Source organism: Variovorax soli NBRC 106424 (genome assembly GCF_001591385.1).
GTDB classification, from domain to species: domain Bacteria; phylum Pseudomonadota; class Gammaproteobacteria; order Burkholderiales; family Burkholderiaceae_C; genus Variovorax; species Variovorax soli.
On record NZ_BCUU01000041.1, the window covers coordinates 34,552 to 42,886 of the forward strand.

Consider the following 8,335-nt stretch of genomic DNA (forward strand, 5'->3'; position numbering starts at 1 on the left):
CGTGCTTCTGGCACCCCTGCCGAAGGACGGAGCGCGGATGAGCTGGCGAAAGAAAGTGGTTTGGAGCGAGGGGATGCTGTTGCAGCCCCAGCACCTGCAGCAAAGCGAACGCCACGCGGACCATGCACGTCACCTGCTGCTGCGCAGTACCAGCCCCTACGCCTGGGGCTTTGCGGAAATCGAGATCGACAGCGCCGCCCTGGCGCTGGGCAAGCTTGCGCTGACGCGCGCCGTGGGCGTGTTCGGCGACGGCACGCCCTTCGACATGCCGGCGGTCGATCCGCTGCCCGAGGCGCTGGACATTCCCGAAGGCCTGCGCGACGAGGCCATCGTGCTGGCGCTGCCCCTGCGCCGCGCCGGTGCGCGCGAGGCGGATGCCGAAGGCTACGAAGACCTGGTGCGCCACCGCGTGCAGGAAACCGAGGTGCCCGACTCCAACACCGCCGGCGAGCGCAGCGCCATGCTGCAGCTGGGCGCGCTGCACACCCGCCTGATGCGCGCGAACGACGCCACCGACGCCTGGACCACCCTGCGTGCGGCGCGCGTGGCCGAGCGGCGCGCGGACAACCAGGTGCTGCTCGATCGCAACCACGTGCCGCCCTTGCTCGACGTGGCTGCGCACCAGCTGCCGCGCGGCTGGCTGGACGAACTGCTGGGCTTGCTGCGCCAGCGCGGCGACGAGCTGGCCGGCTCGCTCACGGCTGGCGGCACCGGCGGCGTGGCCGAGATCGCCGACTTCCTGATGCTGCAGACGGTGAACCGCAACGAAGCCGTGTTCGCGCATCTGGCCAAGAGCGCGACGCTGCATCCGCAGCACTTCTTCGAGCATGCCCTTTCGCTGGCGGGCGACCTCGTCACTTTTCGCGACGCGCGCCGCACCACGCGCTTCGGCCCTTATGTCCACGACGACCTGGCGGCGAGCTTCAGGCCGGTGATGGACGACCTGCGCCGCAGCTTCTCGGTGGTGATCGAGCGCGCCGCCATCCGCATCGAGCTGCACGAGCGCAAGAACAACGTGCACGTGGCCGTGGTGAAGGACACCGACCTGCAGCGCAAGGCCACCTTCGTGCTGGCCGCCACCGCGCAGATGCCGGGCGAATCGCTGCGCGCGCGCTTTCCGACGCAGGTCACCATCGGCCCGGTGGAGCGCATCCGCGACCTGGTCACGCTGGCGCTGCCGGGCGTGGCGCTCACCGCCATGCCGGTGGCACCGCGGCAGATCCCCTTCCATGCCGGCGCCAGCTACTTCGAACTGGAAACCAAGAGCAGCGACCTGTGGCGCCAGCTCGAGCAGTCGGGGGGGATTGCGATGCACATTGCGGGCGACTTCCCTGGGCTGGAGCTTGCCTTCTGGGCCATCCGACCATCATGAATGCGCATCGCCGGCCGTCCGAAGGTGACCTATGAGCACGCCTGACCCCTTTGCCGGCTACGAGTCCGAGCGCACGGTCATCAAGCCCAAGCCGCGCGGCAGTGGTGGTGGCGGCAGCGCGGCCATGCCGCCGCCCACGGCTTTCGGTGGCGCTGGCGAGGCGCCGCCGGCCGACATCGGCGAGATGGCCCTGCTCAACCCGCTGGTGTCCGCAGCCGGCAAGCTTCTGGTGCTCATCGGAAAGCTGCGCAACATGGTGCAGCCGCGCGACGTGGCGGCGCTGCGAAATTCGGCCGCCGAGGCGGTGAACCAGTTCGACGCCCAGGCGCGACGCGCCGGCATCGGCAACGAGACGGTGCTGGCCGCGCGCTACGTGCTGTGCACCGCGCTCGACGAAGCCGTGGCCAACACGCCCTGGGGCACGCAGGCGGGCTGGAACAAGCAGAGCCTGCTGGTGCAGTTCCACAACGAGGCCTGGGGCGGCGAGAAGGTGTTCCAGCTGCTGGCCAAGCTGGCGCAGGACGTGCCCACGCACCGCCAGCTGCTCGAACTCATCTACAGCGTGCTGGCCCTGGGCTTCGAGGGCCGCTACCGTGTGATCGACAACGGCCGCAGCCAGCTCGACAGCGTGCGCCAGCGGCTGGCCGACCTCATCGCCAAGGACCGGCCGCCGCTGGAAGCGGAGCTGTCGCCGCACTGGCGCGGCCAGGGCGCGGGCAACGTGCGGCTGCGCGACTCGCTGCCGCTGTGGGTGGTGGGCGCGCTGTTCCTGCTGGTGCTGGCGCTGGCTTGGTTCGGCCTGCGCCTGGCGCTCAACTACCGCTCCGACGACACCTATGCGCAACTCTCGGCGCTGCGCGTGCCGCAGCTGCAGATCGCGCCGCCGGCGGTGGTGCCGGCCCGGCAGCCGCGCCTGGCGAAGTTCCTCGAGCCCGAGGTGAAGCAGGGCCTGGTCACCGTCACCGACGAGGCCGACCGCAGCACGGTGCGGCTGCGCGGCGACAGTTTCTTCGCCTCCGGCAGCGCCGAGCCCATGGCGCAGTCGCTGCCGGTGCTGGTGCGCATCGGCGAGGCGCTGGCCGAGGTGAAGGGCGAGGTGCTCATCACCGGCCACTCGGACAACGTGCCGATCCGCTCCATGCGCTATCCGTCCAACTGGCATCTGTCGGCCGCGCGGGCGGAAGGCGTGCGGCTGGCGCTGTCGGCGCAGGTCGATCCGGCGCGGATGCGCGCCGACGGCAAGGCCGATGCCGAGCCGGTGGCGCCCAACGACACGCCGGCCAACCGCGCGCGCAACCGCCGCGTCGACATCGTGCTGCTGGCGCCGCCCGACCGGGTGGCGGCCGAGCTGGCGGAGGGCAAGCGATGATCAAGAAGCTCATCGTGCTGCTGCTCATCACGCTGGCCTTGCTGGTGCTGGGCATCCTGGTCTGGTGGGTCGGCCCGCTCATCAAGATCGGCGAACTCACGCCGCTGGGCAGCGAGCTGGTGCGGGCGGTGCTCATCGGCCTGATCGTGCTGGTGGTGGTGGGCCGGGCCATCTGGCGGCGCCTGCGCACGCGCAAGGCCAGCAAGCAGCTGAACGACAGCCTGATGCAGGCGCCCGCCGCGCGGCCCGCTGCCGCAGCGGAAAACGCCGAGCAGAAGGTGCTCGACACACGCTTTACCGAGGCGGTCGCCACGCTCAAGCAGATGCGCCTGTCGGCCGCCGGCAAGAAGCCGGGCTGGCGCGACTGGCTCTCGCTCTCGGGCGGCAACTACCTGTACGACCTGCCGTGGTATGTCTTCATCGGCGCGCCGGGTGCGGGCAAGACGACGGCGCTGGTCAACTCGGGTCTGAGCTTTCCGCTGGCCGAGAAGTTCGGCCCCGGCGCGATCCGCGGCGTGGGCGGCACGCGCAACTGCGACTGGTGGTTCACCGACGACGCGGTGCTGATCGACACGGCCGGGCGCTACACCACGCAGGACAGCCACCAGAGCGAGGACAAGGGCGCGTGGGACGCCTTCCTGGCGCTGCTCAAGAAGGTGCGTCCGCGCCGGCCGCTCAACGGCGTGTTCCTCAGCATCAGCGTGGGTGACCTGCTCACCCAGGGGCCCGAGCAGCGCGCCACGCTGGCGGCCTCGATCCGCGCGCGCCTGCAGGAACTGGACGAGAAGCTCGCCACCCGGCTGCCGGTGTACGTGATGGTCACCAAGACCGACCTGCTGTACGGCTTCACCGACTACTTCGACGACCTGGGCAAGGAGCAGCGCGCGCAGGTGTTCGGCTTCACGCTGACGATGGAAGAGGGTGCCACGGTGGCGCAGGAGGGCATCGGCGGCGCCTTCGGGCGCGAGTTCGCGCTCTTGCACAAGCGCATCAACGATGGGCTGATCGCCCGCATGCAGCGCGAGACCGACGGCGCGCGGCGCGCGGCCATCTTCGGCTTTCCGGCGCAGTTCGGCTCGGTGGGGCCGCTGGTGGCGGAGTTGCTGGAGCAGATATTCACCGGCTCGCGCTTTGCGCAGCCGCCGTGGGTGCGCGGCGTGTACTTCACCAGCGGCACGCAGGAAGGCAGCCCCATCGACCGCGTGATGGGCAGCATGGCCCGAAGCTTCGGGCTGGAGCGCGCGATGCTGCCCGCCCAGCGCGGCAGCGGGCGCAGCTACTTCCTCACCAACCTGCTGCGCGAAGTCGTGTTCCCCGAACAGCGCCTGGCCGGCGCCGACGTGAAGCTGGAGCGGCGCCGCCACACGCTGCGCCTGGCCGCGGTGGCGGGCATGCTGGTCGTCACCTGCGGCCTGCTGGCCGCCTGGGGCTGGAGCGGCTGGCGCAACATGGAATACCTCAAGTCGGTGGAGGCGCGCGTGGCACCGGCCAAGGAGACCTTGTCGGCCCTCACCGCGCGCACCACCCACCTGGTCGACGTGGCGCCCATCCTGGCGGGCCTGCGCAACATCTGGCGCACGCCGCAGAACGGCGAAGGCGATCCGCCGCTGGCCATGCTGCTCGGCCTGTACCAGGGCGACAAGCTCGATGCCGCCGCCATGCTGGCGCACCAGCGCGCGCTCAACGAGGCCTTCCTGCCGCAGGTGGCCAAGCGCATCGAGGACCAGCTGCGCACCGCGCAGAAGGACAACCTCGAATACACCTACGAGGCGCTCAAGACCTACCTCATGCTCAACCAGCCCGAGCACTTCGACGCCGATGCGCTCAAGGCCTGGATCACGCTCGACTGGGCGCGCAGCCTGGACCGCGGCGTTCCCGAGGACAAGCGCCAGCTGCTGGAAGAGCAGCTCGACGTGCTCATCGCCCAGGGCCCGCCGCGCGTGCCGATGAAGATGGACGAGAACCTGGTGCGCAACGTGCGCGCCCTGCTCGCCAGCTATCCGCTGGAAGCGCGCGTGTTCAGCCGCCTCAAGCGCCAGAACCTGGGCAAGGACATTCCGCCCTTCACCGTGGCCAATGCCGCCGGCCCTTCCGGCCCGCTGGTGTTCGAGCGCATCAGCGGCAAGCCGCTCACCGAAGGCATTCCGGGCGTGTTCACCTACGACGGCTACCACAAGCGCTTCCAGAAGGAAGTGGTGGTGGTCAGCGCGCTGCTGGCCAGCGAAGACCCGTGGGTGCTGGGCCAGGACAAGGGCATGGCGGACCGGCTGAAGGATGCGGCCGCGCTCGATGCGCTCACCGACCGCGTGCGGCGCCTCTACCTGCAGGAATACGTGAAGGTGTGGGAGGCGCTGCTCTCCGACGTGCGCCTGGTGCGCGCCCAGGGCCTGGACAAGAACATCGAGATTGCGCGCATCCTTTCTGGCGCGGCCTCGCCGCTGGCGCTGTTCCTGCGCGCCGCGGTGAAGGAGACCACGCTGATCCCGCCCGAAGGCAAGGACGTGGTGAGCAAGGCCACCGAGACGGTGCGCAGCACGCGCAAGGGGCTGGAGGAACTGCTGGGCAGCGTCACCGGCACCGGCAGCGCCAACGCGGCCACGGTGGCGCCGGGCAAGCGCATCGAGAGCATCGTGGACGACCGCTTCGAGCCGCTGCGCCGGCTGGTGAACGCGCCGGCGCCCGGCGCCCCCGCACCGCTGGACGATGCGCTCAAGCTCTTCAACGAGGTCTACGTGTACCTCACGGCGGTGGACACGGCCGTCAAGTCGCGTGCCTCGCCGCCGCCGGGCGACGTGGCCGGCAAGCTCAAGTCCGACGCGGGCCGCCTGCCCGAGCCGGTGCGATCGATGGTCGAGAACCTGAGCCAGGCCGGCGCCGCGCAGGCCAGCGTGGCCGAGCGCGGCAACCTCAACCTGGACCTGAAGCCCGTCACCGAGTTCTGCCAGCGCGCCATCGCGGGGCGCTATCCCTTCGTCACCAGCTCCAAGCGCGATGTGCTGCCCGAGGACTTCGGCCAGTTCTTCGGCCCCGGCGGGCTGATGGACGAGTTCTTCCAGAAACGGCTGGCCGCGCTGGTGGACACCAGCACCCGGCCGTGGAAGTACAAGCCGGTGGCCGAGCGGCCGGCCGTCACCACGCAGGCGCTGGTGCAGTTCGAGCGCGCGGCGCGCATCAAGGACATCTTCTTCCGCGGCGGCGGGCGCGGGCCGTCGATGCGGCTGGACTTCAAGCCGGTGGAAATGGACGCGAACATCACGCAGTTCATCCTCGATGTGGACGGCCAGCTGGTGAAGTACTCGCACGGCCCGGTGGTGCCGATGGCGGTGCAGTGGCCCGGCCCCAAGGGCAGCAACCAGGTGCGGCTGCAGGTGAGCCCGCCCTCGGCCAGCGGGCCTTCGGGCAGCACCGCCGACGGCCCGTGGGCCTTGTTCCGCGTGCTCGACGAAGGCCAGCTCGAATCGGGCGACGCACCCGAGAAGTTCTTCATCACCTTCCAGGTGGGCGCACGGCGCGCGCGCTTCGAAGTCACCACCAACAGCGTGCAGCATCCCATCCGCTTGAAGGAGCTGCGCGAGTTCGCCTGCCCCGAGGGCTTGTGATGGACGAGTCGCTCCTGCCCGGCTGGTACGGCAAGTTGCCGGGCATGGGCGACTTCGCCCATCGGCGCCTGCCCGACGACTTTCGCCACGCGTGGGACCGCTGGCTGCAGGGCGGGCTCACGCAGTTGCGCAGCCGGCATGCCGACTGGACCGAGCGCTACCTGCAGGCGCCGCTGTGGTGCTTCGTGCTCGGCGAAGGCGTGATGGCGGGCGATTCGCCCTGGATCGGCGTGCTGATGCCTTCGGTGGATTCGGTGGGGCGCTACTTTCCCTTCACGGTGGCGACGCCGCTGGCCTGGTCGCCCGCGGAAATCCACGGCCAGGTACTGGCGCGCGCACAGCGCTGGCTGCGGCAGGCGGCGCAGGCCGCGGTGGACGGCCTGGAGCAGGACCTGGATGCGGCGCGCTTCGATGCCCTGCTGCACGCGCGCTTCGGCCGTGCCGAAGCGGCCGAGCCCGCGCAAGCCGAAGACGCTGCCGCCAACATCGATGCGCCGCCGGATGGCAGCGAGACCGCGATGCTGGTGTTTCCCGAATACGGCGCCTCGCTGTGGTTCACCGATCCGCAGGCCGAGGCCGGCCAGGGCATGAGCACGCACGGCCTGCCGCAGGACGAGCAATTCGACGCGCTGTTCGGCTTCTGGGCCGGCGCGACGTCGCCGGAGGACAAGCAGTGAGCGACAACGATCCGCTGGAGCCCACGCAGGTGGTCGGCGCCGGCACCACGACGCAGCAGCCGCAGGACGACGGCGCCACTGTCGTCGTCTCCGGTGTGCCAACCTCCCAAGGGACCGCCGCGCCGGCACCGGGCGGCGATGCGCCGGAGGCGGGCCTGCTGCCGCTGGGCAGCCGGCTGGCCGAGTTCGAGCTGACGCGCGTGGTGGGCCAGGGCGGCTTCGGCGTGGTCTACGAAGCCTGGGACACCGACCTGGAGCGCGTGGTGGCGGTGAAGGAATACCTGCCCGTGTCGCTGTCCAGCCGCGCCGGCGACGGCACCGTGTCGCCGCTGTCGCAGCGCGTGCGCGAGACCTTCGACCTGGGCCTGCGCAGCTTCATCAACGAGGCGCGTCTGCTGGCGCAGTTCGACCATCCGTCGCTGTTGAAGGTGCTGCGCTTCTGGCAGGAGAAGGGCACCGCCTACATGGCCATGCCCTTCTACCGGGGCGACACGCTGCGCCAGGCACTCAATGCCAGGCCGGGTGGCGTGGACGAGGCCTGGCTGATGGCCATCCTCGACGGCGTGACGCAGGCGCTGGCGGTGATGCACGCGGCCAACTGCTACCACCGCGACATCGCGCCGGACAACATCATCCTGCTGGCGGACTCGGGCCGGCCGGTGCTGCTGGACTTCGGCGCGGCGCGCCGGGTGATCACCGACAAGACGCAGGCCATCACCGTCATCCTCAAGCCCGGCTACGCGCCTGTGGAGCAGTACGCCGAGATGCCCGACATGTCGCAGGGCGCGTGGACCGACGTGTATGCGCTGGCAGCGGTGATGCATGTGGCCATCACCGGCCGCGCGCCGCCGCCCTCGGTGGCGCGGCTGCTCAACGACAGCTACGTGCCGCTGGCCGGCGATGCGCAGCTGGCGGGGCGCTACAGCGCGCGCCTCTTGTCGGCGGTGGATGCGGGGCTCGGCGTGCGGCCGGATGCACGGCCGCAGTCGATGGCGGAATTTCGTGCCCTGCTGGGGCTGGCCGACGAGGCCGCGCCGGTGCGCCGGCCGGTGGTGCAGGACGACGACCGCACGGTGATTCTTCCGCCAGGCGGTGCCAGGACGAATGCCGGCGCAAGTTCGGGAGCAGCAGCTGCGGAGGGTGCAGCCAGTCCCGCAGGCAAGGGCCGTCAGGTGGCGCTGGCCGCTGTCGTGGTGCTCGCATTGATCGCCGGCGGTGGCGCATGGTGGTGGATGCAGTCGTCCAGCAAGGGCGACGCGCAGCTCGCTGCGAAGACGCCGGCAGGCACGGCAGACGGCGGGCCTGCAGCCGCGCCGGC

At 70.6% G+C, this 8,335-nt stretch carries 5 protein-coding genes; all 5 read left to right on the top strand.

The annotated features are described in order from the left end of the window. Nucleotides 1-37: 37 nt before the first annotated feature. Complete coding sequence (gene tssK / locus VSO01S_RS13800; protein WP_068643316.1) at nucleotides 38-1,372, top strand: type VI secretion system baseplate subunit TssK; 1,335 nt, start codon at nucleotides 38-40, stop codon at nucleotides 1,370-1,372. Between the two features lie 31 nt (nucleotides 1,373-1,403). Then, nucleotides 1,404-2,741, top strand: a complete 1,338-nt coding sequence (locus VSO01S_RS13805) for a DotU family type VI secretion system protein (RefSeq protein WP_068643317.1) — start codon at nucleotides 1,404-1,406, stop codon at nucleotides 2,739-2,741. Further along, entirely contained in the window at nucleotides 2,738-6,340 is a 3,603-nt protein-coding gene (gene tssM / locus VSO01S_RS13810) for a type VI secretion system membrane subunit TssM (protein ID WP_068643319.1), read from the top strand. The genes VSO01S_RS13805 and tssM overlap by 4 nt, the downstream gene beginning before the upstream one ends. After that, entirely contained in the window at nucleotides 6,340-7,017 is a 678-nt protein-coding gene (gene tagF / locus VSO01S_RS13815) for a type VI secretion system-associated protein TagF (protein ID WP_068643321.1), read from the top strand. Before tssM ends, tagF begins: the two co-directional genes overlap by 1 nt. After that, nucleotides 7,014-8,335: serine/threonine-protein kinase (locus VSO01S_RS13820; protein WP_084241864.1), on the top strand; the 1,322-nt coding region annotated here is incomplete at its 3' end. The genes tagF and VSO01S_RS13820, both read left to right, overlap by 4 nt.

What these genes read in the sequence shown, in the direction of transcription:
- tssK (WP_068643316.1), top strand. Translation starts at nt 38, where the DNA reads ATGAGCTGGCGAAAGAAAGTGGTTTGGAGCGAGGGGATGCTGTTGCAG.
- VSO01S_RS13805 (WP_068643317.1), top strand. Translation starts at nt 1,404, where the DNA reads ATGAGCACGCCTGACCCCTTTGCCGGCTACGAGTCCGAGCGCACGGTC.
- tssM (WP_068643319.1), top strand. Translation starts at nt 2,738, where the DNA reads ATGATCAAGAAGCTCATCGTGCTGCTGCTCATCACGCTGGCCTTGCTG.
- tagF (WP_068643321.1), top strand. Translation starts at nt 6,340, where the DNA reads ATGGACGAGTCGCTCCTGCCCGGCTGGTACGGCAAGTTGCCGGGCATG.